The 26,134-nt window shown below is 46.2% G+C and carries 30 protein-coding genes; 3 read left to right on the top strand and 27 right to left on the bottom strand.

The genetic code is table 11. The features are described 5' to 3' along the window. Window positions 1-65: 65 nt before the first annotated feature. From ACGHCT_RS19330 to ACGHCT_RS19420, 19 genes are all read right to left on the bottom strand, one after another. Window positions 66-395, bottom strand: a complete 330-nt coding sequence (locus tag ACGHCT_RS19330) for a septum formation initiator family protein (RefSeq protein WP_390437261.1) — start codon at window positions 393-395, stop codon at window positions 66-68. Next, entirely contained in the window at window positions 316-834 is a 519-nt protein-coding gene (yabQ, locus tag ACGHCT_RS19335) for a spore cortex biosynthesis protein YabQ (protein ID WP_390437262.1), read from the bottom strand. Before yabQ ends, ACGHCT_RS19330 begins: the two co-directional genes overlap by 80 nt. A 6-nt stretch (window positions 835-840) precedes the next feature. Further along, window positions 841-1,107 (bottom strand): sporulation protein YabP, encoded by a 267-nt coding sequence (gene yabP, locus ACGHCT_RS19340; RefSeq protein WP_072851774.1) that lies wholly within the window; start codon window positions 1,105-1,107, stop codon window positions 841-843. Window positions 1,108-1,201: 94 nt separating this feature from the next. After that, window positions 1,202-1,441: an RNA-binding S4 domain-containing protein gene (locus ACGHCT_RS19345; RefSeq protein WP_072851681.1), complete on the bottom strand. Its 240-nt coding sequence runs from the start codon at window positions 1,439-1,441 to the stop codon at window positions 1,202-1,204. A 99-nt stretch (window positions 1,442-1,540) separates the two neighbouring features. Further along, complete coding sequence (locus ACGHCT_RS19350) at window positions 1,541-1,819, bottom strand: HU family DNA-binding protein (RefSeq protein ID WP_072851679.1); 279 nt, start codon at window positions 1,817-1,819, stop codon at window positions 1,541-1,543. Window positions 1,820-1,992: 173 nt separating this feature from the next. After that, window positions 1,993-2,418 carry a MazG family protein gene (locus ACGHCT_RS19355; RefSeq protein WP_072851677.1) on the bottom strand — a complete coding sequence of 142 codons (426 nt, stop codon included), beginning with the start codon at window positions 2,416-2,418 and terminating at the stop codon, window positions 1,993-1,995. Window positions 2,419-2,432: 14 nt separating this feature from the next. Beyond that, window positions 2,433-4,166, bottom strand: a complete 1,734-nt coding sequence (locus ACGHCT_RS19360; RefSeq protein ID WP_390437263.1) for a phospho-sugar mutase — start codon at window positions 4,164-4,166, stop codon at window positions 2,433-2,435. 59 nt (window positions 4,167-4,225) lie between these two features. Next, window positions 4,226-5,212, bottom strand: coding sequence for a hypothetical protein (locus ACGHCT_RS19365; protein ID WP_072851673.1), 987 nt, complete (start codon window positions 5,210-5,212; stop codon window positions 4,226-4,228). A 126-nt stretch (window positions 5,213-5,338) separates the two neighbouring features. Next, window positions 5,339-6,685 carry a CCA tRNA nucleotidyltransferase gene (locus ACGHCT_RS19370; RefSeq protein WP_072851671.1) on the bottom strand — a complete coding sequence of 449 codons (1,347 nt, stop codon included), beginning with the start codon at window positions 6,683-6,685 and terminating at the stop codon, window positions 5,339-5,341. Between the two features lie 103 nt (window positions 6,686-6,788). Next, window positions 6,789-7,274 carry a dCMP deaminase family protein gene (locus ACGHCT_RS19375; protein ID WP_072851669.1) on the bottom strand — a complete coding sequence of 162 codons (486 nt, stop codon included), beginning with the start codon at window positions 7,272-7,274 and terminating at the stop codon, window positions 6,789-6,791. Between the two features lie 15 nt (window positions 7,275-7,289). Further along, on the bottom strand, window positions 7,290-7,919 hold the full coding sequence (upp, locus tag ACGHCT_RS19380; RefSeq protein WP_072851667.1) for a uracil phosphoribosyltransferase: 630 nt from the start codon (window positions 7,917-7,919) through the stop codon (window positions 7,290-7,292). A 36-nt stretch (window positions 7,920-7,955) separates the two neighbouring features. Then, a complete protein-coding gene (rpiB, locus tag ACGHCT_RS19385) occupies window positions 7,956-8,393 on the bottom strand; it encodes a ribose 5-phosphate isomerase B (protein ID WP_072851665.1) in 438 nt (145 codons plus the stop codon). Beyond that, window positions 8,390-8,857, bottom strand: a complete 468-nt coding sequence (locus ACGHCT_RS19390) for a hypothetical protein (RefSeq protein WP_072851663.1) — start codon at window positions 8,855-8,857, stop codon at window positions 8,390-8,392. The genes rpiB and ACGHCT_RS19390 overlap by 4 nt, the downstream gene beginning before the upstream one ends. 12 nt (window positions 8,858-8,869) lie before the next feature. After that, on the bottom strand, window positions 8,870-9,919 hold the full coding sequence (locus ACGHCT_RS19395; protein WP_072851661.1) for an L-threonylcarbamoyladenylate synthase: 1,050 nt from the start codon (window positions 9,917-9,919) through the stop codon (window positions 8,870-8,872). Window positions 9,920-10,102: 183 nt separating this feature from the next. Next, window positions 10,103-11,056: a phosphoglycerate dehydrogenase gene (locus tag ACGHCT_RS19400; RefSeq protein ID WP_072851659.1), complete on the bottom strand. Its 954-nt coding sequence runs from the start codon at window positions 11,054-11,056 to the stop codon at window positions 10,103-10,105. A 121-nt stretch (window positions 11,057-11,177) separates the two neighbouring features. After that, window positions 11,178-11,864, bottom strand: a complete 687-nt coding sequence (locus tag ACGHCT_RS19405) for an N-acetylmuramoyl-L-alanine amidase (RefSeq protein WP_072851657.1) — start codon at window positions 11,862-11,864, stop codon at window positions 11,178-11,180. A 77-nt stretch (window positions 11,865-11,941) separates the two neighbouring features. Then, entirely contained in the window at window positions 11,942-12,724 is a 783-nt protein-coding gene (locus ACGHCT_RS19410; protein ID WP_072851655.1) for a hypothetical protein, read from the bottom strand. Window positions 12,725-12,757: 33 nt separating this feature from the next. Continuing rightward, window positions 12,758-14,452, bottom strand: coding sequence for a glycosyl hydrolase family 18 protein (locus tag ACGHCT_RS19415; protein ID WP_390437264.1), 1,695 nt, complete (start codon window positions 14,450-14,452; stop codon window positions 12,758-12,760). A 343-nt stretch (window positions 14,453-14,795) separates the two neighbouring features. Further along, window positions 14,796-15,017, bottom strand: a complete 222-nt coding sequence (locus ACGHCT_RS19420) for a hypothetical protein (protein WP_072851651.1) — start codon at window positions 15,015-15,017, stop codon at window positions 14,796-14,798. Window positions 15,018-16,350: 1,333 nt separating this feature from the next. Between ACGHCT_RS19420 and ACGHCT_RS19425 the strand changes: the two genes are divergently transcribed. Beyond that, entirely contained in the window at window positions 16,351-17,088 is a 738-nt protein-coding gene (locus tag ACGHCT_RS19425) for an adaptor protein MecA (protein ID WP_390437265.1), read from the top strand. Window positions 17,089-17,205: 117 nt separating this feature from the next. Here the strand turns inward: ACGHCT_RS19425 and ACGHCT_RS19430 are convergent, their stop codons facing one another. After that, complete coding sequence (locus ACGHCT_RS19430; RefSeq protein ID WP_072851646.1) at window positions 17,206-17,406, bottom strand: DUF1858 domain-containing protein; 201 nt, start codon at window positions 17,404-17,406, stop codon at window positions 17,206-17,208. A 222-nt stretch (window positions 17,407-17,628) separates the two neighbouring features. On the opposite strand from ACGHCT_RS19430, the gene ACGHCT_RS19435 reads away from it, so the two are divergent. Next, window positions 17,629-17,799, top strand: coding sequence for a DUF362 domain-containing protein (locus tag ACGHCT_RS19435; protein WP_072851643.1), 171 nt, complete (start codon window positions 17,629-17,631; stop codon window positions 17,797-17,799). 54 nt (window positions 17,800-17,853) lie between these two features. On the opposite strand, the gene ACGHCT_RS19440 is transcribed toward ACGHCT_RS19435, so the two are convergent. The 7 genes from ACGHCT_RS19440 to ACGHCT_RS19470 are packed head-to-tail and all read right to left on the bottom strand — an operon-like array spanning window position 17,854 to window position 24,275. Continuing rightward, the gene (locus tag ACGHCT_RS19440; protein ID WP_072851641.1) at window positions 17,854-18,258 is read right to left on the bottom strand and encodes a hypothetical protein; all 405 of its coding nucleotides are present in this window, start codon (window positions 18,256-18,258) and stop codon (window positions 17,854-17,856) included. Window positions 18,259-18,282: 24 nt separating this feature from the next. Next, window positions 18,283-19,341, bottom strand: a complete 1,059-nt coding sequence (locus ACGHCT_RS19445; protein WP_390437266.1) for a uroporphyrinogen decarboxylase family protein — start codon at window positions 19,339-19,341, stop codon at window positions 18,283-18,285. Between the two features lie 21 nt (window positions 19,342-19,362). Then, window positions 19,363-20,523 (bottom strand): uroporphyrinogen decarboxylase family protein, encoded by a 1,161-nt coding sequence (locus ACGHCT_RS19450; RefSeq protein WP_390437267.1) that lies wholly within the window; start codon window positions 20,521-20,523, stop codon window positions 19,363-19,365. 12 nt (window positions 20,524-20,535) lie between these two features. After that, window positions 20,536-20,658: a hypothetical protein gene (locus ACGHCT_RS19455; protein ID WP_390437268.1), complete on the bottom strand. Its 123-nt coding sequence runs from the start codon at window positions 20,656-20,658 to the stop codon at window positions 20,536-20,538. 13 nt (window positions 20,659-20,671) lie between these two features. Then, window positions 20,672-22,168 (bottom strand): sugar ABC transporter ATP-binding protein, encoded by a 1,497-nt coding sequence (locus ACGHCT_RS19460; RefSeq protein ID WP_390437269.1) that lies wholly within the window; start codon window positions 22,166-22,168, stop codon window positions 20,672-20,674. Window positions 22,169-22,183: 15 nt separating this feature from the next. Then, window positions 22,184-23,182: an ABC transporter permease gene (locus ACGHCT_RS19465; protein ID WP_072851629.1), complete on the bottom strand. Its 999-nt coding sequence runs from the start codon at window positions 23,180-23,182 to the stop codon at window positions 22,184-22,186. 13 nt (window positions 23,183-23,195) lie between these two features. Further along, window positions 23,196-24,275, bottom strand: coding sequence for a substrate-binding domain-containing protein (locus ACGHCT_RS19470; RefSeq protein WP_072851626.1), 1,080 nt, complete (start codon window positions 24,273-24,275; stop codon window positions 23,196-23,198). A gap of 249 nt (window positions 24,276-24,524) precedes the next feature. On the opposite strand from ACGHCT_RS19470, the gene ACGHCT_RS19475 reads away from it, so the two are divergent. Next, window positions 24,525-25,415 (top strand): AraC family transcriptional regulator, encoded by an 891-nt coding sequence (locus tag ACGHCT_RS19475; protein WP_072851623.1) that lies wholly within the window; start codon window positions 24,525-24,527, stop codon window positions 25,413-25,415. Window positions 25,416-26,134 lie beyond the last annotated feature (719 nt).

Raw genomic sequence — 26,134 nt, forward strand, 5'->3', positions numbered from 1 at the left:
CTTTGTCAAAAACACTACTCTGTGCTTAAAAACTTTTAGACAAAATATGGTATTTACTGAGCCGGCTACTTCTCCTCTTTGAATACAATCTCATTGTTCTTAACCAATCCCAGTTTATCTCTCGCGACTTTTTCCGCGTATTCATCTGACTGCATGTATTCTTTTGTCTCTTCTATCTCTTTTGTACGCTCTTCTTCCTTCTTTATTTCTTCAGAAATCGCCACCTTTCTCGCCTCGTTGCCGGCAACCTTCTTTTTCAGAGCCGCGCCTTCGTAGAGGAGTGCTCCAAGAAGAACACACACGACAAAGGTTATACTAATCATGGCGATCCGGTTTCGAACGCCTCTTCTTTTTTTCTTTTTTGACTGCATTCTTTTTTTTGTCCGTTCTCTCATCATTTTTCTTCCTGACTTTCCTTGCTGACAAATAGTTCAATACTAAAATTTTACCTCGTGACAGTGGAAATTTCAACCTTTTTATCCATCGTGCTGTCAATTTCAGAGGTATTTTAAGGAAACCTTTTATTTTATTTAAAAAAAATGATATGTATTTTACTAATAATTCGCTGACACTGTAATGATATAAAATAACTCCCAGAAGAATGCCTGCAAGGGCGTACAGGCGTATGACACCGTCATTTTCCTCATACATTCTGGAAAACAAAAAAACACCGCCGGCTGTCCAGAACAGAATGTCTTCTATGCTGATCCACAGGGCAGGATGAGCGCAGACTCTTCGAAAAATCCGCAGCACATCATAAGCTGCCACCATCAGCACTCCTGCCCAGACAGAGCTGGCAAATAGAATAAGCTCCTGATTCATATACTCGCTCATAGGCGCTTATTTGAACAGCCGTTTCAGCAGATTCTCCCCTGCTTTCTGGCCGTGGATTCCTCCCTCAGTATAGGTCAGACTGTCTATGGTCCCCTCCAGGTCTACCTCCTGCTTTTCCAGATTCAGTCTTGTGACATGGAGGTCCTTCCCCTTGATCGTCAGCATTCCCTGCTGTGTATCTAATAAAATCTCATTCATATCGAAGGATACTACATCCCTGACGCCTGTAACATTGCCTGTCTGGCGGTTTTTTAGTATGAAACCATGGAGCATCGTCGGTTGCTTCTCATCCACAATACAGCTTCCTCCATCTATACTTTCTTCCATCATTATATGGGGGAATGGGCTGTATTAGTACTGTATATCTCTAGAGATAGCGGAACATTTTATCCGCATCTTCCTTTTTAACGGTCTCTTTTACCTCCAGAATCTCCGCTTTTACAACATTGCTGCCAAACTGGATCTCCAGAATATCTCCAGGCTTAACCTTTGTGGATGCCTTGGCGGGTTTGCCGTTTACCAGGACGCGTCCGGCATCGCATGCTTCGTTGGCAACGGTACGCCTTTTAATTAACCGGGAAACTTTTAAAAATTTATCCAATCTCATGTCTGCTCTTCCTTTCTTTTCCGTGTTCGGGCCTGTTCCCACCTGCCCCGGGGTATATAAAAAGGGACTGACGAATCAGTCCCCTTATTCACTCAATACTTATTTTTCATTAACTAAGTCTTTTAATGCTTTTCCTGCTTTGAACTTAGGAGATTTGGAAGCTTCGATCTTCATGGTTTTTCCTGTCTGAGGATTTCTTCCTTCCCTGGCAGCTCTCTCTGATACTTCAAAAGTACCAAAACCTACTAATTGAACCTTTTCACCTTTTTTTAATTCATCAGAAACAACATCTACGAACGCTTTTAATGCCGCCTCTGCGTCTTTCTTGGATAATTCAGTTTTTTCAGCGATAGCCGCTACCAATTCAGTTTTGTTCATGAGTATTTCCTCCTATTGATTTGTCTACAATAAATTTCGATGCCATATCCCAATGCTTACTCTGCATCAGTGGCTACGCCCCAAAAACAAGCGTGAAGTTCTAATAACTCTATTGATAGTTATAACCTCTTTCCCTGTGTTTGTCAAGTTTTTTAGGCATTTTAGCGGCTCTTTCACAGCTTTTTTTCCGCGTTTTTCCGGGCTTTTTCCTCTTTCTCTCTCTTTTTTATCTCTTCCCAGGTCTGAAGCACCTCGGCAGAGGAATTGGCTGTGCCCCGGCCAAAGACATGAGGGTGGCGGCGGATCATCTTCTCACTGATTCCCTGTATTACGTCATCAATGGTAAACAGTCCCTCCTCCTCCGCGATCTGGCTGTGCATCATCACCTGCAGCAGCACATCCCCAAGTTCTTCGCAGAGGTTGTCCGCATCCTTTGTCTCCTCCAGCAGACGAATCCCGTCCACTGCCTCCTGTGCCTCTTCCAGCATACACGGAATCAGACTCTCATGGGTCTGCTCCCTGTCCCAGGGACAGCCGTCAGGAGCCCGCAGTCTGCGGATGATTTCTCTGAACTCTGTGAATGAATATCTTTTATCCATAAAAGGCTTGTCTCCTACAGCATTTTGTCAACCATTTCCAGTACGGCTTTTCCAAGAGCCTGTGATTTTTCGTCCGCATCGGACAGTGAGGTTCCCTTGATTCCATAATAGAACTTAACCTTTGGCTCAGTTCCGGAGGGCCTTACGCATACCCATGCATCATCTGTGAGGTCATAGTAGAGAACATTAGAGCTTGGAAGGCCGGTAGGGGTAACTTCCCCTGTTTCCAGATCTGTGATGGTATCTCTCTTGTAATCTCTTGCTGATACAACCTGATATCCTCCGATCTCTGTAGGCGGCTCCTTCCTCAGCGTATCCAGAATGGACTGGATCTTAGCCAGTCCTTCAATTCCCTTTAAAGTGACAGACTGGATGTCATCCTTGTAATATCCATATTTCTCATACATATCTATCATGGCATCCCAGAGGGTTTTGCCCTGTGTCTTATAGTAAGCCGCAGCCTCACAAAGAGCCATGGAAGCCACAATTGCATCCTTATCTCTGGCATAGGTACCGATAAGGCAGCCGTAGCTCTCCTCAAAACCGAACAGATACGTTCCTCTTTTATTTTTCTCAAAGCCCAGAATCTGCTGGCCGATATATTTGAATCCGGTCAGAACCTCAATTAAACGGATATCATAGTGTCTGGCAATTGCATTGGCCATATTAGTGGTAACTATTGTCTTTATCAGTGCACCGTCCTCAGGCAGGCCCTGGAGCTCCTTCTTTTGGCTAATCTCATATTCCGCCAACAGGCAGCCGGACATGTTTCCTGTAAGTGTGTGATATTCTCCGGTCCTGCTGTCCTTTACCCGCACGCCCAGGCGGTCTGCATCAGGGTCAGTGGCCAGAACAATATCGGCATCCACTTCCTTTGCCAGCTTTAACCCCAGTTCAAAAGCTTCCTCAGCCTCCGGATTGGGATAGCTCACCGTTGGGAATTCTCCGTCCGGGAGTTCCTGCTCTTTTACCACATATACATTGTCAAAGCCCAGTTCCTTTAACACCCGTCTGACAGGAATGTTTCCGGTTCCGTGCAGAGGGCTGTACACTATCTTAAGTTCCCCGGCCATCTGTGAAATGGCATCCATATGCAGTACCTGGCTCTTAAGCTCCTCCATGTAGGCATCGTCTATCTCTTTGCCGATCACCTCATAAACACCTGCTTCTATGGCATCCTTTTCATCCATGGTCTTTACATTATTGTAATCCGTAACTTTTTTCACTTCGCCCATAATTCCGGCGTCATGGGGAGGCGTAATCTGCGCGCCGTCCTCCCAGTATACTTTGTACCCGTTATATTCCGGAGGGTTATGGCTGGCTGTAATATTGATACCGGCTACACACCCCAGTTTGCGCACTGCATAAGAAAGCTCCGGAGTCGGCCGCAGGGATTCAAAAATATAAGCCTTAATTCCATTGGCAGCAAGGCAAAGGGCAGCTTCTTTTGCAAACTCCGGGGACATGCGGCGGGAATCATGAGCAATCGCTACGCCTTTTCCTTTCGCCCCCACAGATTCTATATAGTTTGCCAGCCCCTGTGTGGTCTTCCTCACCACATAGATATTCATGCGGTTTGTACCAGCACCAATTACCCCGCGAAGCCCTGCGGTACCGAACTCCAGATCCATATAAAAACGTTCTTTAATTTCATTTTCATCTTCAGCAATTGCTTTCAATTCTGCTTTCGTTTTATCATCGAAATACGGATTATCCAGCCATTCTTCATACAATTTTTTGTAGTCCATATTCTTGTACCTCCCTGCAATAATGTTTTTTCTATTATAGCAGATTCAGGTAATAATGCCTAGTTTTTTCCCCGCATTTTGCACATTTCCTCTAAAAACCCCAGCCAAACCCCCTTCTGAGCGATAAGCGTATCCAGTTTTTCCTCGCTTTTTTGGGAGACCCAGGCCTTCTTGTGATTGTAATAATAATTGGCCAGCTTCCAGAATTTTTCAGGATATGCAAACCGCAGTCTCAGATTATCAAGCTCCATGCCGGACAGCGGCCTTTCCTTATTGTATTCCTCCAGCATTTGTTTTCCCAGTTCCTTATCCCAGTTATGCTTCTCCAGAATTTTTCTCATAAACTGGTAGAGATCTGCTGTCTGGATGTCGTAATTCCACTTGTCAAAATTCGTTACTGCAATTTTCTGATTCACGAACAGTACGTTATGCTGGTTAAATTCCCCGTGGCAGATATCCCCTCTGGACATCGCATCCTTCCTAAGGGTATCATAATCAGACGCAATCAGCTGGCGGATCACTTCTTCCCCCTGAGCCAGATACCATCCCACGCTTTCCAGATAGCGGAGTTCAAACCTGTTCTTCTGGCGTTTGCTGCGGATAAACTTCTGGATCTTTCTCAATTCAGCATTATGTCTCCCGTATTCCTGAAGCAGGGATTCCTTTACATAATTCTCCTCCACAGGCATGTGCATAATTTTATGTAAACTAGCCAGAGCTTTAATGCTCCTCAGTATATCCTCTTTCGCCTTTGTATCACATTCCCTGCCCTCATACCAGCGCCTGAGATAATATGGGATATTATCCTTATCAAAGGACACCAGCTGCCCTTCCTGATTTGCGTACACAGTGTCAATCAGCAATTCGCCTGCCTCCAGCTGTCTCTGCAGAACTTCCTGCTGCACCAGCTTTTTCGCAGACCCCTGGAATTCCTTGATCAGCACAAGTCCCTGCTGGGTATTACAGATGAGGGATCCTCTCCCCCGGTATGTATTAGTCGCTGTTAAATCATACTGCTCCAATATACTTAACCCACGGTCATACACTTATGTTCATCCCCCTTTATTTTGCGTCCTTTTTATTTTATGAACCCCGGAGCACAAAAATGCCAAAAGGGGACGTGTTCCTTCTACAAAGAACACGTCCCCTTTTGACTTCAGGGTGTCCCATATTCAGTTTGACCTGTCCCTTTTTAGGTCTTCCTTCATTACCTGAAGAAGGAAGTCTCTATCATTCTTCTCCGGTTCCTCCAACACCAGTTCAAGGAGCCGGTTCAGTTCTTCCCCAATTGCCCTTCCCGGCTTCATACCGCACTGTATCAGATCCCTGCCTGACACTGCCAGATCCTTCAAGGATACGCATTGTTTTTCTTCTATTATATGCCGGTACATCTCTTCTACTTCATCCAGACGTCTCAGCTTTTCTTCCTGCTGATAATTGCTTTGGGCCAAAGCGTCTGCCCTCTGCACTTTTAATAGGTATGGGTATAGTTCCTCCCCGACTTTGTTCACAGCCCTGCGCACTGCACGATATTTGGGCTGTACCCAGTAATCGTGCCATTTCACCAGCCTGCTTACTTTTGCAATGGTATCATTATCGAATTTCAGACGGCGGAGGATCTCTCCCGCGAGTTTTTCTCCCACTGCGTTATGGGTCTTAAAATGATCGATCCCTTCCTCATCGGTTGTTTTTACCAGGGGCTTTCCCACATCATGAAGAAGCATGGTAAGCCTTAATACTTTATTGTTTTCCACATACTCCATTGACTTGAGCACATGCTCTCCCACCGAATACTTGTGGTGAGGATTGTTCTGATCGGTTCCCATCATACTGTCGAATTCCGGTAAAAACTGCTTTGTCATCCCTGTGGAAAAGGCCTCCCCCAGCATTTCCGGATGATCTGATACAATGAGCTTTACCAGCTCCGTCTGTATTCGCTCCGCGCTGATTGCCTTCAAGTTCGGCGCCAGAAGTTTAACCCCTTCTCTTGTCCGGGACTCTATAGAAAACCCCAGCTGGGCAGAAAACCTGACGGCCCTCAGCATACGCAGAGCATCTTCCTGAAACCGTTCCAAAGGTTCCCCCACACAGCGGATTCTCTTCTTTTCCAAATCTCCCATCCCGTCAAAGATATCGATCAGCCCGTCCCGGTGATTATAAGCCATAGCATTTATGGTAAAATCACGGCGCTTTAAATCTTCTTTCAGACTGGGAGTAAAAGTCACTTCCAGGGGATGCCTGTTGTCTTCGTACGCTCCGTCAATCCGATAGGTTGTCACCTCAAAGCCTTCTTTTCCGATCATAACTGTCACAGTGCCGTGTACCAGCCCTGTGTCTACCGTTCTTCCAAATATTTTTTTAACTTCCTCAGGCCTGGCCGACGTAGTGATATCCCAGTCATCCGGAATTCTACCCAAAATCGTATCCCGCACACACCCTCCCACGGCATACGCCTCGTATCCGCAGCTGCTGAGTGTTTCGATGATAGATTCAACCTTCCTGGGCATCTCTATCTGCATTCATTCACCTCCTTATGAAAAACAAGGAAACAGCTATTTTCAATCTCTGCTTCCATTGAAAATAGCTGATTCCCACACATGTGCCCACGGGCACTTTCCTTGACTAAACGGTAAAACGAATCTCCCGTCCTGTTCTGCTGTATTTATAATACCGCACACCCGCGGCATCCATCATGCGCTTTGACGCAACGACGGAGGGGGTATCTGCATATTTGTCATTATCATAGACCACAGTTTTAATTCCTGCCTGGATAATCGCTTTGGCACACTCATTACACGGGAATAAGGACACATACAGCTTGGCCCCTTCCAGGCTTCCCCCCCGGTAATTCAGTATGGCATTCAGTTCACTGTGGGTTACATAGAGGTATTTTGTATCTGAGGGTTCTCCTTCCCTGTCCCAGGGGAATTCATCATCTGAACATCCTCTGGGAAAACCGTTATAGCCCATGGACAATATTTTATTGTCCGCACTGACAATGCAGCACCCCACCTGAGAATTCGGGTCTTTTGAGCGCATCCCGGCCAGTTTGGCTACCCCCATAAAGTATTCGTCCCATGAGATATAATCTGTTCTTTTTCCCTGCATCACAGCCCTCCCAGCTTACTTGGTACCGAATATTCGATCCCCGGCGTCTCCCAGTCCCGGCACTATGTAGCCGTGTTCATTCAGGTGATCGTCCAGGGCACCTACATAGATATCAACATCCGGATGGGTTTCCTGCAGTTTCTTGAGTCCCTCCGGCGCGGCTATGAGACAGAGGAAGCGGATATTCTTTACCCCTTTCTCCTTTAACATGGCGATGGCAGCCACAGCGGAACCTCCGGTTGCCAGCATAGGATCCACTACAAAGACCTCCCGCTCGCTGGAATCTGCCGGAAGCTTGCAGTAATACTCTACCGGCTCCAGCGTATCCGGATCCCGGTACAGGCCGATGTGCCCCACCTTCGCTGCGGGTATCATGGCAAGCATCCCCTCCACCATTCCAAGTCCTGCCCTTAAAATCGGTACAACCGCCAGTTTCTTTCCCGCCAGCTGCATAGCCTTTGTCTTTGCCAGGGGAGTCTCAATCTCAATCTCCCGAAGCTTCAGATCCCGTGTTGCCTCATAAGCCATAAACATAGCTACTTCTCCAACCAGTTCCCGGAATTCCTTTGAACTGGTGCCTGTCCTGCGGATAATACCAATCTTATGCTGAATTAAAGGGTGTTCCATCACCATTACCTTTGCCACAACGCTTCCTCCTTTGTCTATAGAAATGCTTATTTTTTATTCCTCTTCGGATTCAATTAAGTCAATTCTCCTCTGATGTCTCTCTGCATGGGAAAATTCAGTATTTAAAAATGTATCTACAATCTTTACAGCAAGGCCGGGGCCTACTACCCTTCCGCCCAGCGCAAGAACATTGGCATCGTTATGCTGTCTGGTCGCTTCCGCACAGAAACAGTCCGTACAGAGGGCCGCGCGGATCCCGGGCATCTTGTTGGCTGCGATAGAAATTCCAATTCCCGTCCCGCAGATAATAATTCCTTTCTCACATGTTCCGTCTAAGATAGCATGTCCAACCTTTCTGGCATATACAGGGTAATCCACTGCCTCTGTACTGTCACAGCCGAAATCCTTAAAGGGGATCTCCTTCTCGCTGAGATATTTAATAATTTCCTGTTTTAATTCGTAACCTCCATGGTCACATCCTAAAGCTATCATTCTAGTATTTCCTCCTCACATAGTTTTATTACCAGTTCCTCCATCAACCCTTTGAGTACTTCATAAAATAAACCGTACTCGATGAGCGGAGCCCCATAAAGTGCCCTCAAATCCCCGCTGTGTCCCAAAAACTCGCGCACCGTATACACATGCTTTAAATTGCTGTATTCCTGAAACACCTTTTCTTTCTGACTGTCTTCCATCGTCAGTAGCAGCACACCGGATCCATCTCCAATGTCATCCTGTGTCAGCGGTTTTGACATATGTTTCTGTGAACCATATCCATTGCTGATTAAAATCGCCTCTGCCTTCTGATTCATAGGTTCCGGAAAAAGGACCACAAGTCCTCTGGAGTGTATGGAAATAGGGTAATCCATTTTCATAGATTTTAATACTACCTCCGCCATAGGGCTCCGTGTGGTATCACTAGAGTCCACGAAGATAATTTTCTGATATTGATTCATTCGCCTTGCTCCTTACACATAAATGATTCGGTGACCGGCAGCTTTCAGCAGCCGGTTCATAATTGCCTGTCCCATCTGGGGCGTCCGGAATGATTCAGAAAATATAAAGTCCACATCTGCCTCATCAAATTCCCGCAAAATGCCAAATAGATGCAGCGCAATGCTTTCTTCTTCTTTTCTTGTGCCAATGCTTTTCACCACATCCGCCCGATACTGACCGGCAGTTTCATCTGTCCCGATAATTCCCACTCTTGCACCTTGTCTCCGGAATTCGTCAGTTAATTCATTAATTCTGCGAACCACCAGGGTGCTTTCACCCTCAACAATCGTAAGCTCAGCCTTAGGGGCGTAATGCCGGTATTTCATCCCCGGGGCTTTTGGCTTTACGTTTTCATCTGTAATCAGAAGTCCTTTGTCCATCTTCACTCTGCCGACAATCTTTTGGATCATCTCCTGGTTAATATAACCCGGTCTTAAGATAACCGGTACCTCTTCGGTGCAGTCTACAATTGTAGACTCCAGACCAATCCCTACCATGCCTCCATCCACAATCATATCAATCTTCCCCTGAAGATCTTCAATTACATGTCTGGCCTCTGTGGGGCTTGGACGCCCTGACGTATTGGCGCTGGGGGCAGCTATAAAACCGCCCCCAGCCTGTATTACCGCCATGGCAACAGGGTGGCTGGGCATACGTACAGCTACGCTGTCCAGCCCTCCCGTGGTTTCATAAGGCACCTTACTGCTCTTTTGAAGTATCATAGTCAGCGGGCCCGGCCAAAATGCATCTGCCAATGCCTCAGCCTGCCAGGGAAATTCAGAGGTAATCGTGTTCAGACTGTCTGAATCCGCAATATGAATGATAAGGGGATTGTCTGACGGCCTTCCTTTCGCCCGGTATATTTTCCCGGAGGCTTTTGGATTCAGCCCATCTCCTCCCAGACCATATACCGTCTCCGTCGGAAAGGCTACCAGTCCGCCTCTGCGGAGTATTCTCCCTGCTTCTTCTATCACATGCCGATCCGGATCCTTAGGATCCACAGTTACTATTTTTGTCTCCATCTCGTACCTCTTATCACATGATACCCAATGGCACCTGTAAATACATGTCCATCGGGCAGGCATACGGCCTTCGCCGTATGCTAAAGTATACTCCTTAACATTATACCACCAGATTAGGCAAAGTAAAATATTTTTTTCCGCGTTGGGGAAATCCGTGTCCCCTGTCTCCAAACTCCCTGAAACTTATGGATTCACAATATTTCGGCACGCCTTTCCTTCCAGCAGGTCCAGAGCGTTGCACAGAGCAATATCCAGCATCTTTTCTGTAGCCTCTCTGGTGTTGGCCCCTATATGAGGCGTGATATATGCATTGTCCAGTGTAAACAGCTTATCCCTGCCGGGCGGCTCATTCTCCATAACATCTGCTCCGTAAAATTTTAGTTTGCCGCTGATCAGCCCATCATATACTGCCTCATGATCCACTAAAGCCCCCCTTGCCGCATTAATCAGTCCTGCTCCGTCTTTCATTAGGGCTATGGTCTCACGGTTAATCATATGATGTGTCTGATCATTGGCCGGCATATGCAGAGAAATAAAGTCACTTCTGGTCAGAAGTTCCTCCTCCGTAACCTGCTGTATCCCGTTTTCTCTGCAAAATTCCTCCCGGGAGAGAATATCGTTGGCTAAAATATTCATGCCAAATGCTCTCAGCCGCAGGGCTACTCCTCTTCCGATAGCGCCAAGCCCCCAGATACCAATCGTCTTCCCCTTCAGCTCTGAGCATTTTTCTCCGGCCTTCCAGCAGTATTCTCTGCACTCTGACACATGATCGGGTATCTTTCTGGCACAGGCTAACAGCAGGCCAACGGTGAGCTCGGCCACAGAATCCGAATTAGCGCCGGGAGCATTGCACACTGCAATTCCCCTCTCTTTTGCCGCCGCCACATCCACCCGGTCATATCCCACAGCAGGTCTGGATATAATCTTCAGGCATTCGGGCAGCTGTTCAATGACATCTCTCCGCATCCAGTCCGTCCCTGTGATCAGCGCATCTGCTCCCTGTACAAATTCCAGAAGCTCATCCTGTGTGAGATTCTGGGATTTGCTGAGAACAACATCTGCCATTTGTACCGCCCGTATCCAGGTCGGATGTTCTTCCGGAAGCTTCGCGTAGTGGCAGGTAATTGCAATCTTCATAAAATTCCCCCTTTTCCTATGGGTTTCTCGGCTACGTACTTTATTATAAAGAAATTTTATTGTCATTTTAAGTTGTTTGCCCTCTTTTTTGTAGACAATAATTATTTTATTTATATATTGTCTATTTATTGCCCAGATATTCCAAAACCCCCTGGCATACAGCTTCCGCGACCTTATCCTGATATTCTTTTGTCTGCAGTTTTGCAGCTTCATCCGGATTCGTCAGAAACCCGCATTCTACTATAGTAAGAACACCCTCACTCTTCTTTAACAGATAGTAAGTACTGTTGCCTTTCTCAACCCTGGGCCGGGCAACCTCCAGATATGTATTCAGCTGATCCTGGATGGATTTTCCCAGCTTTGCCCCCTCTGCAGAGTGTGTAAAATAAAAAACCTGGGGACCGCAGACTGATGCATCGGGATAACTGTTCTGGTGGATGCTGATTGTCATAACCGGCTTTTTCTCTTTGATCAGATTGCATCGGTTCTGCATATCCTGAACTTTTTTATTATTAGTATTTTCCTCGTAAAGACCTTCATCTTTGGTTCGGGTCATTACAATGGTGTAGCCTTCTTTCTCCAGTTTTTTCTTTACTTTCTTAGCAATCTGAAGATTGATATCTTTTTCTTTCAGCCCTCCGATTCCGATAACCCCAGGATCGATTCCTCCATGTCCTGCATCTACCACTATTACTTTTGCATCCTGTGCCAGCTCCTTACTGACTAGCTCAGCCCCTTCTTTTGACAGAAAAAATGCCCCTACCAGTAGAAGAACCGCCATCAGAAGCTCAATTGCCTTTTTTCTCATAATGAGAAGCTCCCTTAAAGCATATTCTTTAAAGTATATGCTTTAAGGGAGCTTCTAATAATCCCAATCTTCCGGCTCTAGTCTTCCAAATCATCATCCAGGTCATCACCCAGCATACTTTGAATTTTATTCACCAGCTGGTCATTAATCTCATCTTCCGCATCGTATTCATCCAGGTCTGCAATACTGTCCAGGGCATCCATTACCTCCAGCTCCTGGGTGTCCCCCAGATGTACCTCTTTTGCCTTCTCCTTCTCTATCTCATGTATCTCCAGCTCTTCCATCGGGTGCAGAAGATCCACGTCCCGCTCATCCTCAATGTCCTGCAGCGAAGTAGGCATCGTGCTGATGATCTGATGCACCTCTTTATAAGAGGCCATAAAACGTTTTTGAGCCTGATTGATCAGTTCCACAATGCCGTTCATCTCATCCTGAACCGCAAGGTATTTTTTCTTGCCCTCAACCAATTTATCGTCAATCTCAGACTGCACAGAATCTACCCGCCGTTTTGCCTCTTCCTCGGCCTGAGTGATAATTTCCTCGCTCTTCCTCTGCGCTTCGGCAACCATATCCTCAGCTTTCACCTGAGCCTCAAATACCAGCCTTCCAATACTGTCGTAACGTTCAATATATTTCTGGTATTTGTTATGTATCTCCTCTTCCAGCCTGGCCTGCTGGGCATCCTTTAACTCCAGGCGCTTAATCAGCTCTGCTATCTTCGCGTCCTTAGCCTCCAGCTCCTTTTTCAGCTTGGCAAGCCTTGATGCAGAATCGTCCTTCAGCTTCTGCACCTGCTCCAAAACATCCTCTTTATCAAAGCCTCCCATGATTGTAGTCTTAAACATTTCCTGTTCGCCCATATACTCCACCTCTTTCTTCTGACTCCCGGTATCCTAATTCACATATTTACTGATTAAATCCCAGACACTCGGGCGTTCCAATCCAAGTTTCCACTCTGCAACCCCGGCCAGCTCATACTGCTGTATCAGCTTCAGTTTTTCTTCCAGCGACTGTTCGTCCTCCAGCCATATCTTATAGGTCGCATCCTCCGTGGAAAGTTCACCGTAATTCTGACCGGACTCCTTATCCCAGAAAGTTTCAATCTGGTTCTCGCTGATATAAGCAGATGCCTGATCCATTGCCATTACTTCACTGGTAACCTCGCTGCCGCTGTCCGGAACCTTCCACAGTCTGGTGTAAAACGGAATTCCGTTAATCACCCGGTCTGCCGGCACTTCTTCCAGCGTTTTTTCAATTCCCTTCTGCACAAAAGGAAGAGATGCCACCGATCCGGCCTCCTCATCACCTTTAAAATGCTCATCGTACCCCATGATGATCACATAATCTGCCACTACTCCCTGTTCCCTGCGGTCATAAAGCATCGTATAATTCTCAGGAACGGGATTATCTATGGATAATACCAGACTGTTTTTTCTGCACTGAATGGAGAGTTCTCTGATAAACTGTATAAAGTGAGGCCCCTCTTCCTCTTTCAGACTTTCAAAATCAACATTAATCCCGGCAGCCCCCGCCCCAAGAACAGCCTGTACCAGATTATTTATGAGATTCTGTCTGGAGGTTGTGTGTGACAGTACTTCATACGTACTCATCTCTGTATTAAAATTATCTACCAGCGCCCACACTTCCATACCAAGCTGCTTTGCCGCGGCCACATAATTGGCATCCGCAAGGGAAGTAATATTCCCGGCGTTATCACTCACAGAAAACCATGTGGGGGATATTGTATTCACTCCTTTCACATTGGCTACTGCCTGTGTCAGACCGTCATTGGCAGCCTGGGAGGTAACCTGGTGCCACAGAAGGTTAATCTTATAGTCCCTCCTCTGACTAGTGTACTCCGGTGCTGTGTATCCTGAAGTTGACTCAAGACTTTTATTTTCCGGACTTCCTATATCTTTTTTCAGCACATAGCCAATAAACCCGTCCGAAGAGGCTACCTTACTCCACTCTTCCAATTCCTCCAGAAGGATCATCGTGTCCCCTTTGGCCACATGGGTCAAAATCTCGCTTTTAATCCCGCCTCTATAACGTATCACTGTATCATCGCTGGCTGTTACCTCGGATACCTCTCCCCATTGATACCGAATTACAACTTTATTGGGAGATTCATACTGCTGAACATCCATGTCCGTATATTGCTTTACAAAATCAAGGGCCAGATACCCCTCCTCCCCTTCTTGTTTAAAGATCACATAATCTACGGACTGTTCCTGACCCGATACCTGATAGGTATTGCCATCTATAGAAATTGTTATAATATCCGTAGGGGTGGTATATAACAATTTGTTCTCATTCTTATCCCAGTAAAACCGTTTGTTCAGCGTACTGCTCACGGTTCCATAATCCAGATATACTTTTCCGTCAATTAACTTTCCTTTTTTCTCACTTACCGCATCCTGCAGTATCACTGCCACATCATCACTGTTTTCTACCTTATAATATGTACCCGCATCCATCTCCTTATCCGACGGCGTGTGTTTCTTAATCGTCATCGTTACAATGCCGACCAATGCTACAACTACTACCAGCAGCATAGCAACTAAAATCGGTATTACTTTTTTCTTCATTATGTTTACCTCCTGCTTTCCGTACCATTATAACATATTTTTAAATTTCGTCATTACCTTATTCGACATTTTATGTTTTTTTCATACATCTAAAAAAATTACGGCTTTTTTCCCATATCATACCAAAATGCCCCCGCTGCGCAGACATATGATTCTGCAGGATACAGATATGCTGGCATCCCTCTATGGGAAACACCCCTTTAGCAGGCACAGAAATCGGCGCAAGTCCCCAGCCGCGATCCAGCCATAATTCGCAGGAGAAAAGCAGTACCCCGTTTCAGATAAGCGGCCTTTCAGCTGTACTGTGGGACCTTATAGACTAAAAGGCCGCTTTCCTTATGTATTATTTAGTTTTTACAAAATCAAATTCCAGCTTCTCAATCTCTCCTTTCTCATTTTGGACATAGTCCCGCATGTAGACTCCGTCTTCAGCAATCTTGTGGGCCTTTTCAATCTCCCTGGGCGTGCTGGCCTTGCCGTCCAGCCACAGAGAGATTCCCTTGCTTTCATAATACTTTAATTCTTCACGGAGAGTTTCCGTCTTTTTGGAACGTTTTTTCCCCATACTTTTTACGGATAACCAGCAAAATTGTGATATATTATAAGCTGCAGCTACCCCTTCTCCTTTCTGAAACAGCTTCACCGAAAAGCGTCAAATATGATTAGAAAAGACAAGGATTCTGCAGTATGCTTCTATTACTATAAATCTTTGTTTTGGGAATCTAAGAACAATTGAATCTGTTCATTCTTTTGCGGCAGAGACACCGCATGATTGGAATACAGAACTTTTTTACTTACATGGGAATACTATTATCTGCTGTTATCTTTAGCGACCACATCCTTTCCTGCGAAAATGATGTGCAGTTTCCCTGACTTTTCTTATGGTTATTATATCTTATTTTGAGGGGATTGCAAGAGGTTTTGTAAAAAAATATAGTTTTGTGTATGTGAAGTTCGGGGTTATGTAGGCGGGAAGCAGAGTGTCGCAGACGGACGGATATAGAAGGGAGCACCGGGGAGACAGGGCCAGGGGCCGGGGGATAGGGACCAGTCAGCTCGAGGCTCCGTTCCCCTAAGCTAAGTCCTACCAGCTGCTAAACTCGTCAGGAAAGCCTTCCTCGTTAATCAGCTGGTGGACTGGATCTTCGGCTCACTCCACTTAACCTCCCTGACTGGTCCCTATCCCCCGGCCCCTGGCCTGGCCCTGTCTCCCCGGTGCTCCCTTCTATATCCTGGCAAAGGCTCACTTCACATTCACGGAAAACGGGTGGGGAAGGTCGGGAGTTGTACACTTTTCCTCTACTTATTTCTCACTATTGGCGACTTGATGTTTGGGATAAACTGCCAAAAATCTCCCCCTGGAACTTCCCTATACCCAGGTGAAAGAAATCCCGCGGCGGCGGGCTGGCCGGTTCGGACAGGAGGGAGGCTTAAGTTCCGCGGACGATTCCGCAGGAGTAACTAGAGAGTCTTTGGCAAAACCGGGATTCACGCTGGAGATTTTTTCGGCAGTCCAGGCCGAAAAAAAGTGAGCATGGGCAGGGAATGCACATAAAGCATTCTTTGCACATACGAACGGTGCTCCGGCGGGGATTCCGGTTTTGTCTTAGACTCTCTTCACGACGGAGGTGTCCCCGGAACTTAAGCCTCCCTCCTGTCCGAACCGGCCAGCCCGCCGCCGCGGGATTTCTTTCACCGTCCCCCGCCACCACATACACTCCGACTTGAATCACTTTAAGCTGAAGTCCAAGCGCTACACTCCTAAATCCCAATTTTCCATTTTTACGAAAACTCTCCAAAATTCTTTACATAAACACACTTGGTAGTATATAATATAAAAGGAAGACCAGAACTTTTTACGGTTTTTAACATAGATTAATAGATAGGATGTGATTATAATGAAGATAGAAAAAATCAACGATAACCAGATTCGCTGCACACTTACCCAGGCTGACCTGGAAGACCGTCAGATTCATTTGAGTGAACTGGCCTATGGGACAGAAAAAGCAAAGACTCTGTTTCGTGATATGATGCAGCAGGCTAATTTCAAATTTGGTTTTGAGGCTGACAACATCCCTCTGATGATAGAAGCAATACCGGTTACACCTGACAGCATTATTTTAATCATAACAAAAGTAGAAGATCCGGAGGAACTGGATACCAGATTTTCCAAATTTGCCCCATTTTTAGAGAATGGAGGTTCGGAAGAAAGTCCTGTAGAATTTGAAGGTGCGGACGATATCCTGGATATCTTCCAGAAGATTTATGAAGCTAAATCCAAAGCACTGAATAAAAAGAAATCCTCCAAATCCGATGCTAAGGTTACCCCTGAAGTACCCATTAATCTGGTAAGGGAATATCAGTTCTCCAACATTGATCTGGTAATAGCCGCCTCCCATGGTCTGAATCATTTCTACAAAGGAGATAATTCACTCTATCAGGATCAGCGTACCGGGAATTATGTTCTGATTATCCATCAGTCCGGCCACTCGCCGGAAGAATTCAATAAGATATGCAATATTCTGTCGGAGTATGGAAGGGGCAGGTCTTTTACATCCGGAGGCGAGGCATACCTGGTGGAACACGGAGATTGTATCCTTTCCAGAGATGCACTCCAAAAACTTTATCATTTGTAAAATATCTAAGGGCCGCAGAGCTTTCCTCTGCGGCCCTGTTTTGGCATATACCGACAGCCTTCCGCAAAAATAAGGCCGGGAACATCTCCCGGCCTTAAAAATCAGCTTTTTATAGATTTATTTGTTTGCCAAAAAATCATTGATCTGACTCTCTAATGTGTCTGCGTCAATGCCGTGTACCATGGCAGCCTCTGCCAGAGATTCTCCCTGTGCGGACGGGCATCCGATACAGTGCATTCCTGCTCTCATAAGAATCGGAACAATATTTTCATCAAGCTGGATCAGCTGTCCAATTGTCATTTCTTTTGTGATCTGCATTGGTCATTTCCTCCTTCATTGGTTTTGTCCTATCATTATAATACCATTTTAGATGATATTCAACCACTTTTGGCAACATCCCGTTTTCTTTACGGTTTCCATGGATTTCCTTTACCAATTGTTTAGAAATTTATACTTGTATTCTAATACTAAATAGTTTAAAATGACTCTAGAAACTAATCTAAGTTTTAACGAAAATGAGGGATAAGGAGGATAATACATATGGCATACGTAATTACAGACGAATGTGTAAGCTGCGGAACATGCGAAGGCGAATGTCCTACAGAAGCAATCAGCCAGGGCGATGACAAATATGTAATCGACGCTGATGTTTGCGTAGACTGCGGAACATGTGCAGAAGCTTGCCCTACAGACGCTATTGTAGAAGGCTAATATATTTTAACTAACACAACAGAGGATTAGGCATAATGTCTAATCCTCTGTTTTCTATATCCAGCTGCAGTCCCGAAATGCCAGGATTTCCTCTTTTAAGTTCTCCGGGATAGGAATCTGGGAAAAGCCCTTCAGGTGGGCATCGCGCCCTTCGGTTATCAACACGCAGCTCCCCCGCTCCATAGCAATATTATGCCACATCATGGCAGGCACATTATAAGTAATTCCCTCTCTCAGAGGTATTAAGCCGCTCTCATGGGCAGCACTGTCATAGATAATCAAAAATGCTCTTCCCCTTACAAGTGTAAAAGTCTCATCTGTAAAATCGTGCTGATCCAGCTTTTCTAACGCTTCCGGTTCCTGTTCGGGGGTATAATTAAGCTGTGCCAGCTGCCAGTTCTCCGTGAGTACCAGGGGTTTGTATCCATACCCCTCATGATACAATGGTTCTAATCTCATTCTGCATCCTTTCTGACAGTATGTTTATTCAGTCTGTAAAATCTCCAGATATTCTCTGCTCCCATATTTTCTCACTGCTTCAACCATCGCCGTCACGTTCTCGGGTTTTGTATTCGCTCCCAGTGCACAGCCTGAGCTTACAATAATCCCTCTGCCCCGGGTAGCCTCAATAATCTTTTTCACCTGTGCCTCTACCTGGACCGGTGTCCCCAGATACATAGGATCACTGGGATTGATATTCCCCATGAGCACTGTATTTTCCGGAACCAAAGCACGCGCTTTCCCCATGTCCACTTTCCAGTCAACCTCCAGGATACGGGCTCCCGTATCCCCCATTTCTTTTATAATACCCGTGGTATCTCCGCAGATATGGATGGCATAGGGATGCTCTCTTGACTGAACCTCATCGACTGCCATTTTCTCCCAGGGAAATGCAAACTTACGGTAGGCAATGGGAGAGATTAGATTTGGACTGGCATATGCATCTCCCATACTTGCAGCATGGGCTCCGGCTTCCAGCTGCGCCTTTGCAAATCTCACATGAGCCTTTGTTGTCCAGGCCAGCGCATGCAGTATCACTTCCTCATCCTCTGTAATTAAATCTTCCATAAACTGCTGGGCACCACGAAGCAGGCACAGAAGATTAAAAGGTCCCTGATCTGCTCTCCCAATAATAAAGCATTCATCCCCCGCCTTTTCAGCAATGCGTTCTGTCACCTCCAGCCATTCCGGAAGCCTGCCGTCCCGAAGAGGATCCGGTAGAGAAAGGCCGTCTATTTCCCTGAGGTCTCTGAGCACAGGTTCGCTGTCCTTGACTACTGCAACATTATCCTCTCTGTATACCACACTGGCCCCGCATGCCTCTGCCAGTGAGGCGTCGTCCACATCAATTATGCAACCGTCATATCCGAATCTCTCCCGGCTGTTCAGATGGCATTTTGCCATAATATCCGGCTTTCTGTTGATCTGCCCTATGGAATATCCATCCATTTGGGCAGCAAACATAAAGCTCTGAGGAAGCACCGGCAATCGATCCGGAATCTCTCCTCTCAGAACCGCTTGGATCCGTTGTAGAGAATTCATAGCATATATCCTGCCTTTCTTCTATTTTTCATAATATCCATATTTCTCCGCAAGTTCATTTACTCTGCGAATCCGTTCAAAAGATGCACCTGGTACGACCTGATCGCCCACAGCCAGAACACTTCTGCCGTCACGGCACATCTCTTCAATAAGCGGAATGACAAATTGGTCAAATGCCTCATCGCTGTAATCCGGAGTAAAAAATCCACCCGGGATTCCGCCCCACAGAATTGCCTTTTCATTGGCAATATCCCGCATCTGGGAATACTTCATATCTCCCACCGGATAGGGGGTCAGTCCCTCCACAACATCAAAGCCGGCCTCACAGACTTCTGTAAGCAGAGGATTTACAGTGCCGTCCAGGTGAACGAAGGAGTGCTTTCCAGCCTTCCGGATTCGATCGGTCCATTTTCTTGAATAATCAAATGCATATTTCCGATACAGATTCCTGCCAATGGAACCGGAAGAAAGATTATCAGGGATCATAATGCATTCACAAGGCGCTTTCAACGCAATCTCACAGGCCTCCCCATGCTTTTTTTCCATAACTGCTATGGTTTCTTCCCACTCCTCCTCGGCATCCATAATCATATAAGTTACAGATTCTATTCCCGCCCGAAGGGCAATCATCTCCATAATAGGGCATTTCGGCATATAAACCAGCACAACCCCCTGTTCCCCTACGATCTGTGTCCTTTCCTCGGCCAGCTTATAGTTGGGTTCATAGAACGTATGCTCATAAAGATATCTTACTTTTTTCAGATCCTCTTCGTCCTTTACCATATGAATCCTGGGACCCCAGCTGTGAGTGGTAAACACATATTCCCATACCTCCTGCATATCTCCGTACGGGGTCTTAACCGTAGTTGTTCTGGTTGTCCCCTTAAGCTCTGTCACAACTTCCACTCCGTCGTATACTGTGTCAAAGGGAAAATATCCCTGGAGATAAAACCCCACATTGAGATCCCGGTGCAGTTCCATCAGGCCTTTGCCGTGAAACGGCGCCGCAAGCCCCTGGCTTAATATCTCCCGTTCTTCCAGTGACTGGTCTCTCAGATATTTCTCAGGCATAATTTTTTCATCATTTAAATAGTCGATCCAATAAGCCAGATCTCCGCACCATGGAATTCGGTCTATTTTCTCTCCCTTAAGCATTCCTAAAATTCTTTCTCTCGCTGTCATACTCCTGCTCCTTTACTCCACTTCAGGTAAGTGTAATGAATATTTTCTATACTGCTTCACCGTCTCTATCATTATAAAAATTCTGTCTGGCTGCCTGTGAGCCATAACAGTTAAAAATTGTTCTCTTCCATTCATAGACACTCTCCTTTTATGTCCTTGCCTGGATGGCACTGGAAAGCAGTTTCTCCTGTGTTGCCTCCTCTGCGGTATATTCCCCTACTATCCGCCCTCCCCGCATGACATAAATCCGGTCACAAACGCCCAATATCTCCTGCATTTCCGAGGACATTACCACAACTGCAAGCCCGCTTCTGGCCAGTGAATCCAGCAGTCCGTAGATCTCCGCTTTTGCTCCGACGTCAATCCCTCTGGTCGGCTCATCCACAATTAATACCTTCAGGTTCTTTTTGGCCAGCCATCTGGCAATCAATACCTTCTGTTGGTTTCCTCCTGACAGATTCACGATCAGCTGTTCCCGGTCAGGTGTCTTTATCCGAAGCTCTTCAATCATGCGATCCGTAATTTCTCTTTCTCTGGCACCTTTGATGACACCTTTTACAGAGCACCCTTCCATAGAAGAAATGGTTGTGTTCTTCTTTATGCCAAGATTGGGAAAGATTCCCTCGTCCTTTCGGTCCTCCGGTATAAATCCCATTCCCATTTTTACCGACTTTTCTTTAGAATTTTTTCCAACAGGTTTTCCGTAAATCTCTACAGTACCCTTCAGGCGGGGATCCTCCCCATAGACAGCCTTTGCCAGTTCCGTTCTTCCCGCTCCCATCAGGCCGCTGAATCCCACAATCTCGCCTCTTTTCACGTAAAAGTCAATATCCTTTACCTTTTCTGAGGTTAATCCCTCCACCTTAAGAGCGATTTCCTCTTCTGCACAATTTGATCTGCGGAACATTTCGTCCAGCTTTCGTCCTACCATAAGGTTAATCAGCCTGTCCTCCGTAGACTGACTGCCCTCCAAGCACTGAATAAATTCCCCATCCCTCAGAACAGTAATCCGGTCGCAAATTTCCAAAACCTCATCCAGCTTGTGAGAAATGTAAAGAATGCCTACCTTTTGTTCCTTCAGTTTTTTTACAATATGCAGTATAATTTCTATCTCCGTGGGAGCCAGGGCAGAGGTTGGCTCATCCATAATAATGACTCTGGGGTTCATAGATATGCTTCTGGCAATCTCTACCAGCTGTTTCTGGGCAATACTCAGATATCCTACCTTCCGTTTGGGATCTATCGACAGCCCAAGGCGCTCCAGGATAGTCCTGGTATCCTCATATAACTTTTTCCATCTCACAGTGCCTGCTGCGGTTCTTGGAAGACGTCCAAAATATATATTTTCTGCAACACTCAAACTATCCACCACATTCAGTTCCTGATACACCACAGCAATCCCCGACCGTATAGCATCGTTTGGGCTGTGAATCTGAGCCGGCTTCCCTTCGATGAGGTACTCTCCCTGGTTTGCCGTATGATAGCCGGCCATTACTTTGATAAGAGTTGACTTTCCCGCCCCGTTCTCTCCTACCAGTCCGTGTACCTCCCCCGGATAAACAGAAAGGGAAACGTCTCTCAGCGCATACACACCAGGAAAGGTTTTATGGATATGATTCAGCTGTATATATGGTTTTTGTTCCATACTGCACCTCCTGGTTTATTTGTTGTCAGTCTCTGCAGCAAATCTGGCCTGGGTTAATTTCCTGGTTGTCTGCATCTTCCGCCGCTCGTCAATATAAACCGCCAGTATAATCAGCACGCCCCGCATGATATCCTGCCAGAAGGAGGAGACATCCATCAGCACCATCCCGTTCGTCAGCACATACAGAGTCAGCACTCCAATCATAGCACCTCCCAGGCTTCCCCGTCCTCCGGACAGGCTCACACCGCCTATGATTACCGCCGCAATGACTGTCATTTCAAATCCGGTACCTGCAGTAGGCTGCCCTGAGGCCATTCTGGCACTTAGGATCACTGCCGCAAGGCCTGTCAGCATACCGGATATGGTATAAGTAATAATAATAATTTTATTCACCGGTATACCGGCCAGAGCCGCAGACCTCTGATTTCCTCCAATGGCATAGATGTAGCGGCCGTAAACCGTATGATTAAGAATGAAATAGAAAATAATGACCAGCACAAGTAAAATAATTACCGGGATGGGAATGGCACCGATCCTTCCAATCCCTATCTGCATATATGTTTTGTTAGTGGCCTGAAAAGAAACGGCATTGGTAGTTACGAGCGCCATGCCACTAATAATAGACATGGTACCCAGGGTACAAATAAGAGGAGTAATGTGCATCTTCGTTATGATCAGACTGTTAATAAACCCTACGGCAGCCCCCACTGCAAGTCCGGTAAGGACCGCTATGCACACACTGTCTGTCCGGTTCAAAGCCACAATAGCCGCGACTCCTGCAAGGCCCTGGACAGAACCAACCGAGAGGTCGATTCCGCCCAGCAGGATTACCATAGTCATCCCGATGGCACAGATTCCAATCTGTGAGGCCTGCCGCAGCACATTGATAATGTTGCCGCTGGTGAGAAACTTATCACTTAGCAGAGACATGAGAATACAAAGCGCCAATAATGTTAGAATCAGCGTAAATTGTTCATGTTGAAACACGTGCGACAACTTTTTCTTCTCTTTCATACGTCAGCTCTCCTTACTTCTGAAGCAGCGCATCAATAGCTGCAAACTCTGTGGTGTACGTTCCGTCACCGTTGTCTTTATAAAAATCCGCAAAATTATCTTTTGTTATTACCGTAGTCGGTATGGAATAAACCTCGGGAACCTCTTCTTTTGCGGCTGCCATCTTTGCCACATCAACTATGGCTGCCCCTACATAATCAGGAAACATAGCAACTGCAGCCTTGTACGGAGAGCCGGACAATAGAGCATCTCTTCCCACACTGCCCTCAAACCCAAATCCAAGCACTGTGAGTGCGCTCTCATCCAGACCGTGTTCCAGATATGCGTTCATGGCCCCTGTGGAGGAGTTATCATTAATGCCGAATATTACATTTACCTCCGGGTGGGCCGTCAGTGCATCCGTAGCTACCGCCAGAGAGTCCTCTTTCGTTCCGTTGCCGTCTACCTCCTGTGCCACAGTATAAGCCGCACCTGCTTTATCCAACCCTGAGAGAAATCCGTCTACACGATCTCTGCAGGCTTCATAAATGGGCTGCCCGACAATCAATATGTTCATCTCTATGCTATTATCCTTGGCATATTGGGCCATCCACTCACCAATGTGCTCTGCCGCATCAAAATCTGTAATTCCTACAAAACTGGTCATTCCGTCAAACTTGCTGGACTCTGCAATCAGGGGAATCCCAGCCTCTTCAGCCATAACAACCACAGAATTCAGAGCCGCGGGATCCACAGGGGTAATAATCAGCGCATCCACTCCCTGATTGATATAATTTTCCGCGTAGCTAATCTGTTTGCTGGAATCCATAGCTGCATCTGAGATAGAAAGTTCTACCTTCTTTTCCTCTGCCCTTCTCTCCGCTCCTGAGCATATATTCTGATACCATTCATGGCTCATATTACTTACGATGTAGCCGACTTCATATGTCTCCTCTGACGAAGCATCTTCCTTTTTCTCCTTCCCGGCATCGGCTTCCTTTTCTTCTGTCCCGGTATTCTCCGCCGGTGCATCCTCTTTTTTATCCCCGCATCCCATCAGTAACCCAGAAACCATAACCGCCGTCAGAACGAAAGAAATCCATCTTTTCTTCATATTTTTCCTCTCCCTTTACATTTTTCATCTTAATTAAGTATTTTCCTTCTCTTTCAACATATTGCACAGCATATCAATTGCAAAGGCTCCTCCTCTCCGAATAAATTTGTAAATTAATTCCAATTTCAAGTGCAATATTGTTTTTTTATTGTTGACTTTCTACAATTCACATTATATAATCATTAAAACTGTATTGCAATTAGTTTTATATGTAATACAAATTTAATGTATTGTTAAGGAAGTGACAATATGAACACCCCTGTAAACTGGAAAGATGACTACTACACCTCCAAAGAAAGAATTGTACTCACAAGTCAACAGCTGCGCGTTCCGGGGCTTAGGACCTTTGGCATGCACACGATGCAGGCTGCCATCTCTCCCCTGGTTCCGCATTTCCACGAAAACTCCTTTGAAATCACTTTTGTCACCAAAGGAGTAATTCTCTTCTATGCCAATGAGGCAGAATACAGAGTAAATGGAGGAGATGCCTTCATTGCCTTTCCCGATGAAGTCCACAGTACCAACGAAACCCCCATGTCTGTAGGCCAGATCTACTGGATTCAGCTGGATGTGAGCGATAGCAGTAATTTTCTGTTTCTCAGCCAGGCCGCCGCCGAATCCCTGATCCGCCAGCTCCGGGCCATTCCCCGCCATAATATCCGTACAGACAACAAAGAAATTCGCACCGTACTGACCAAAGCCTTCTCCCTCACCTTCACTCCTGGAAATGAAGTTATGATCGCCAGCTATCTTACCATATACCTTCACCTGCTGATCTACTTCTCAAACGTCACTCAATTTCCGCTGACTCCTGATATCGGGAATTCACTGACTTACATCCTGGACAACATCACCTCTGACCTGTCCCTGGAGTTTCTGGCAGACTACTGCCACCTGTCCCTCTCCCATTTCAAGCAAAAGTTCAAAAACGAGATGGGGATATCTCCCAGGAACTTCATTAACCAGCAGAAAATCGAATACGCAAAATCTCTACTTCTGGACGGGCAGTCGATTACCGATGTGTCCATGACCTTAGGGTTTTCCACCAGCAGTTACTTTGCTTCTGCATTTAAGAAATATACGTCCTATACCCCTTCGGAGTATGTGCAGAATCATAGGGCGAAAAGTATAAAATTTTAGTTTTGTGTAATTGTTTTGTGTATGTAAAGTTCGAGATAAAATAGTCGGCCAGCGCAGCGTTGCAGACGGACGGATATAGAAGGGAGCACCGGGAGGACAGGGCCAGTCCAGGGGCCGGGGGATAGGGACAAGTCAGCTCGAGGCTCCGTTCCCCTAAGCTAAGTCCTACCAGCTGCTAAACTCGTCAGGAAAGCCTTCCTCGTTAATCAGCTGGTGGACTGGATCTTCGGCTCACTCCGCTTAACCTCCCTGACTTGTCCCTATCCCCCGGCCCCTGGACTGGCCCTGTCCCCCCGGTGCTCCCTCCTATATCCTGGCAGAGACTCACTTCACATTCACGGAAAACGTGTGGGGAAGGTCGAACGTTGTACACTTTTCATATTATTCATCATTTATGATCTCTTGATGTTTTGGATAAACATCCAAACCGGTTACCGTTATCACTTCCATACTTTCTGGCTACATTACAGTTATATTCTATCTGACAATTCTACTACCATATCCTATGTGTAAGATTTCATTCCCGTTCATTTAAAATACCCCCTGGAACTCCCCATACCCAGGTGAGAGAAATCCTGCGGCAGCGGGCTGGCTGGGTTGGGCGGGAGGGAGGCTTAAGGTCCGCGGACGGTTCCGCAGGAGTGAGTAGAGAGTCTTAGGCAAAACCGGGATTTCCGCAGGAGATTTTTTCGGCAGTCAGGGCCGAAAAAAGTGAGCAT

Source organism: Lactonifactor longoviformis (genome assembly GCF_042848515.1).
Classification (GTDB): domain Bacteria; phylum Bacillota; class Clostridia; order Lachnospirales; family Lachnospiraceae; genus Lactonifactor; species Lactonifactor longoviformis.

What these genes read in the sequence shown, in the direction of transcription:
- ACGHCT_RS19395 (WP_072851661.1), bottom strand. Translation starts at nt 9,919, where the DNA reads ATGGAGACAAAAATAGTAACTGTGGATCCTAAGGATCCGGATCGGCAT.
- ACGHCT_RS19360 (WP_390437263.1), bottom strand. Translation starts at nt 4,166, where the DNA reads ATGGACTACAAAAAATTGTATGAAGAATGGCTGGATAATCCGTATTTC.
- ACGHCT_RS19445 (WP_390437266.1), bottom strand. Translation starts at nt 19,341, where the DNA reads ATGAATTCTCTACAACGGATCCAAGCGGTTCTGAGAGGAGAGATTCCG.
- yabP (WP_072851774.1), bottom strand. Translation starts at nt 1,107, where the DNA reads ATGCTCCATGGTTTCATACTAAAAAACCGCCAGACAGGCAATGTTACA.
- ACGHCT_RS19455 (WP_390437268.1), bottom strand. Translation starts at nt 20,658, where the DNA reads ATGAATGGAAGAGAACAATTTTTAACTGTTATGGCTCACAGGCAGCCA.
- ACGHCT_RS19440 (WP_072851641.1), bottom strand. Translation starts at nt 18,258, where the DNA reads ATGAGATTAGAACCATTGTATCATGAGGGGTATGGATACAAACCCCTG.
- ACGHCT_RS19355 (WP_072851677.1), bottom strand. Translation starts at nt 2,418, where the DNA reads ATGGATAAAAGATATTCATTCACAGAGTTCAGAGAAATCATCCGCAGA.
- ACGHCT_RS19470 (WP_072851626.1), bottom strand. Translation starts at nt 24,275, where the DNA reads ATGAAGAAAAGATGGATTTCTTTCGTTCTGACGGCGGTTATGGTTTCT.
- ACGHCT_RS19460 (WP_390437269.1), bottom strand. Translation starts at nt 22,168, where the DNA reads ATGGAACAAAAACCATATATACAGCTGAATCATATCCATAAAACCTTT.
- ACGHCT_RS19450 (WP_390437267.1), bottom strand. Translation starts at nt 20,523, where the DNA reads ATGACAGCGAGAGAAAGAATTTTAGGAATGCTTAAGGGAGAGAAAATA.
- ACGHCT_RS19370 (WP_072851671.1), bottom strand. Translation starts at nt 6,685, where the DNA reads ATGCAGATAGAGATGCCCAGGAAGGTTGAATCTATCATCGAAACACTC.
- ACGHCT_RS19435 (WP_072851643.1), top strand. Translation starts at nt 17,629, where the DNA reads ATGGCATACGTAATTACAGACGAATGTGTAAGCTGCGGAACATGCGAA.
- ACGHCT_RS19400 (WP_072851659.1), bottom strand. Translation starts at nt 11,056, where the DNA reads ATGAAGATTGCAATTACCTGCCACTACGCGAAGCTTCCGGAAGAACAT.
- ACGHCT_RS19390 (WP_072851663.1), bottom strand. Translation starts at nt 8,857, where the DNA reads ATGAATCAATATCAGAAAATTATCTTCGTGGACTCTAGTGATACCACA.
- ACGHCT_RS19475 (WP_072851623.1), top strand. Translation starts at nt 24,525, where the DNA reads ATGAACACCCCTGTAAACTGGAAAGATGACTACTACACCTCCAAAGAA.
- ACGHCT_RS19425 (WP_390437265.1), top strand. Translation starts at nt 16,351, where the DNA reads ATGAAGATAGAAAAAATCAACGATAACCAGATTCGCTGCACACTTACC.
- ACGHCT_RS19410 (WP_072851655.1), bottom strand. Translation starts at nt 12,724, where the DNA reads ATGGGCGAACAGGAAATGTTTAAGACTACAATCATGGGAGGCTTTGAT.
- ACGHCT_RS19420 (WP_072851651.1), bottom strand. Translation starts at nt 15,017, where the DNA reads ATGGGGAAAAAACGTTCCAAAAAGACGGAAACTCTCCGTGAAGAATTA.
- yabQ (WP_390437262.1), bottom strand. Translation starts at nt 834, where the DNA reads ATGAGCGAGTATATGAATCAGGAGCTTATTCTATTTGCCAGCTCTGTC.
- ACGHCT_RS19415 (WP_390437264.1), bottom strand. Translation starts at nt 14,452, where the DNA reads ATGAAGAAAAAAGTAATACCGATTTTAGTTGCTATGCTGCTGGTAGTA.
- rpiB (WP_072851665.1), bottom strand. Translation starts at nt 8,393, where the DNA reads ATGATAGCTTTAGGATGTGACCATGGAGGTTACGAATTAAAACAGGAA.
- ACGHCT_RS19465 (WP_072851629.1), bottom strand. Translation starts at nt 23,182, where the DNA reads ATGAAAGAGAAGAAAAAGTTGTCGCACGTGTTTCAACATGAACAATTT.
- ACGHCT_RS19345 (WP_072851681.1), bottom strand. Translation starts at nt 1,441, where the DNA reads ATGAGATTGGATAAATTTTTAAAAGTTTCCCGGTTAATTAAAAGGCGT.
- ACGHCT_RS19375 (WP_072851669.1), bottom strand. Translation starts at nt 7,274, where the DNA reads ATGCAGGGAAAAAGAACAGATTATATCTCATGGGACGAATACTTTATG.
- ACGHCT_RS19430 (WP_072851646.1), bottom strand. Translation starts at nt 17,406, where the DNA reads ATGCAGATCACAAAAGAAATGACAATTGGACAGCTGATCCAGCTTGAT.
- ACGHCT_RS19405 (WP_072851657.1), bottom strand. Translation starts at nt 11,864, where the DNA reads ATGAGAAAAAAGGCAATTGAGCTTCTGATGGCGGTTCTTCTACTGGTA.
- ACGHCT_RS19350 (WP_072851679.1), bottom strand. Translation starts at nt 1,819, where the DNA reads ATGAACAAAACTGAATTGGTAGCGGCTATCGCTGAAAAAACTGAATTA.
- ACGHCT_RS19330 (WP_390437261.1), bottom strand. Translation starts at nt 395, where the DNA reads ATGAGAGAACGGACAAAAAAAAGAATGCAGTCAAAAAAGAAAAAAAGA.